Raw genomic sequence first — 2,525 nt, 5'->3', positions numbered from 1 at the left:
AATTGACGTTTCACGTTGTTTGTTTCGTTCAGTTTTCAAAGAACTACTTGGTCGCTCATTTGCGACTTCCTTATGTTAACATTTTCATCTTTCAATGTCAACTAAGTTTTTTATTTCGTTTGTCGCTTTCGACGTTAATGTCATCGGCGACTTGTTCTATATTACACCTCTAAAGTATAATCGTCAATACGTTTTTTAAAAAACTTTATATTTTATAGATTTCATTTACGTATTTCTTCTATAAGTTATATACAAGCATCCCACAGAACAATCTATGGGGTGCTCTTCTACCATAAAAACTATTGTTCTTTCGACGGCACCGAACAACTTCCATCAGTACAAGAAAGATCGCTTCCACCCTCTGAAGAAAGTTCTTGCAACTTAGGTGCAGGATTCTCTTCTTCCCACACTTGCTGAAGTGCACCAACAAAAGTTTCAAGTGGTTGTGCACCTGAAATAGCATACTTTTGATTAATAATAAAATAAGGCACTCCCGAAATTTGATATTGCTGAGCAATCGCTTCATCAATTCTAACATCATTTGCATACGCATTTTTATCATTAATAACATTTAAAGCTTCTTGCTTATCTAAACCTGAAGCTTCAGCGATAGTAGCAAGTGTATCCACATCGCTTAAATTTTTCGATTCAGTGAAATATGCAAAAAGTAGATTTTCTGTAATCTCTTTTTCTTTCCCTTGATTCTTTGCAAACTTCGCAAGACGATGCGCATCAAAAGTATTAGTCGGCTTCATCTCATCAAAATTAAAACTTAAACCCATACTAGCTGCATGATTTCCTAACTGTACGTTATTACGCTTAGCTTCTTCAATACTAATTCCATACTTTGATGCAAGTACTTCATTAATACTTGTTCCAGAATAGATTGGAGCATTTTGGTCTAATTCAAAACTTTTAAACTCAACTTCAACATCCTTCTTATATGGAAATTGCTCTAAAGCCATCTCTAATCTACGTTTCCCAATATAGCAAAATGGGCATACAAAATCCGACCATACTTCAATTTTCATAAAAACACCTCATTAACATTTAGTTTTCAATCATTGTAGCACTGAGATTAAGGAATTCAAAAGTTTTTGCTCTATCTCCTTCATATAGTACATACAAAAACACACTTATAGCAGAATACCTAATTAACAAAAAAACGATAATCAAAAGGATTAACTATTATCCCTCCGATTATCGTCTATATAAATGCAACAATTTTAATTATGCCGGAATATACTTCCCTACGAACTTCCATACAGTATTCCAATATTTATTCGAATCTACTTTCTCCGCTTCTCCATGTCCAGCACCTGGAACAATTAATTTCTCTTTTTCTACTTTTGCAGCATTATATACTTCATCTAACATTTCAAAAGGAACGAATGTATCAGCATCCCCATGAATGAATAACATAGGTGTTTTACTTTTCGCTACTTGTTTTACAGCTGAAGCCTCTTCTAAATCGTAACCAGCTCTTAATTTAGTAACCGTATTTGCCGCATTCATAACAGGAAACTTCGGTAAATGGAATAAATCTTTTAGTTGATAAGTAAATTCATCAATAACAGTTGAGTATCCACAATCTTCAATAATAACTTTAACATTAGAAGGTAAATCTTCTCCTGAAGTCATCATTACAGTTGCCCCGCCCATCGAAACACCAAATAGAGCTATTTCAGCATTAGGATCTTTCTTTAAGATTTGTTGAATCCAAATCAAAACATCTTTACGATCATGCCAGCCCATACCAACATAATCTCCTTCACTATTTCCATGTCCACGAAGGTCTGGTGCTATGACATTATAGCCTTGTTCATAGAAATTACGAACATATTTCGTCATTTCTGATGCTCTACCATTGTATCCATGAACTACAATTGCCCATTTATGACTAGATGGTTCATTCATATATTCATAACCTTTTAAATTTAATTTATCGAAAGAACGTATAGTTAATGTGTTAGGTTTATACTTCGATACGAAGTTTGCATTCTTTTCTTCATTTGCAGCCAATACATCTCCCGATGCACTTACCGTTTCTACTAAATGAGGATTATCTTGCAAAAATTCCTTTTCTTGTTTCGCATTTAACGCATAGTTATAAAAATAATTTCCAACTAACATATACACGATTACTAGCAGGACTAAGACTACTATAGTAATTATACTTATCTTTTTCATATTATCTCCTTTTCTAACTTAAATCTTCTTATATTAAAGTACATCAAAAACAACTGTACTATTTTAACACACTGATGAATCCTATCTTTAAGAAATAAAATAGAAAATCTTAAATTACATATAAAAAATCACGAAAGAAATTGAATAAAACTTATATAGCTACGTACTCAAAAACCTTTTTGAAAAGCGAGAAACACTTCAAAATATTTAGCTTTGAAAAAAAGTTATAAAACACAAAAAAGACGAGTCATTCTGACTCGTCTTAAAGTTGCTTGGCGACGTCCTACTCTCACAGGGACAAGGTCCCAACTACCATCGGCGCTAGAGAGCTTAAC

Annotated in this window: 2 protein-coding genes; both read right to left on the bottom strand. The window is 33.1% G+C overall.

What is annotated here, in order from left to right; genetic code table 11:
• Positions 1-299: 299 nt before the first annotated feature.
• Positions 300-1,031: a DsbA family oxidoreductase gene (locus ACTFRU_RS29315; RefSeq protein WP_000687954.1), complete on the bottom strand. Its 732-nt coding sequence runs from the start codon at positions 1,029-1,031 to the stop codon at positions 300-302.
• A 199-nt stretch (positions 1,032-1,230) separates the two neighbouring features.
• A complete protein-coding gene (locus ACTFRU_RS29310; protein WP_033692091.1) occupies positions 1,231-2,190 on the bottom strand; it encodes an alpha/beta hydrolase in 960 nt (319 codons plus the stop codon).
• Positions 2,191-2,525: the final 335 nt, after the last annotated feature.

The sequence above is a fragment of the Bacillus cereus group sp. MYBK220-1 genome (assembly GCF_051916445.1).
Lineage (GTDB): Bacteria > Bacillota > Bacilli > Bacillales > Bacillaceae_G > Bacillus_A > Bacillus_A cereus.
Note: the sequence above shows the minus strand (reverse complement) of the source record. Positions and strands in the feature narration are given on the sequence as shown.